Genomic DNA, 542 nt, shown 5'->3' on the forward strand with positions numbered 1-542 from the left:
AGCCTAACACCTAAGCGTTTGCTAGCATGCCATCTAAGATTTGAATTTCACATTCGTACCCATTTTTATCAGCGAAGCTTTGCATGAAATGAGCAATGGAGCGGCTATCATGCTCTGGTTTGCTCTCTTCTTCTGTCGGCAGATGCAAAATGAAATGTGCGTTAGCAATGTCTTTCGCACTTGGTTCACCGTAATAGCGCAGAGAGTTGTATAGGAACTCTTGCGTACCTATGGTGTTGACTTGATCAAGTTTGTCGGCGTAAGACTGAATGACATCCTCATAAAGCTTTTGTAACTGAGCATCTTCGATGTGTTCCAAAGGCAATTCGTACAAACGGCGTTTTGACTGATGAGTGTCAAGAGGCGCTTTCTGGTACTGAAAGTTAGGTTCTTGCGAGTACTTATTACTGATGAACCTTTCTCGCTCTTGGGCGTAATTAAGCGGGTTTACGCTGCTAAGAATATCAATATCAGTGACTAACTGAGTGAGGGTTTCATCTATTGCTAATAGCTGGCTAGTAATTGGTTCGTTAAAGTTAGCC

General features: G+C 42.6%; 1 protein-coding gene. It reads right to left on the reverse strand.

Annotation, left to right across the window (positions count from 1 at the left end):
• Positions 1 to 10: 10 nt before the first annotated feature.
• Positions 11 to 542 (reverse strand): tyrosine/phenylalanine carboxypeptidase domain-containing protein (locus R7P74_RS28745; protein ID WP_318124100.1); only part of this gene is annotated, 532 nt, incomplete at its 5' end.

The sequence above is a fragment of the Vibrio sp. 2033 genome, from assembly GCF_033339735.1.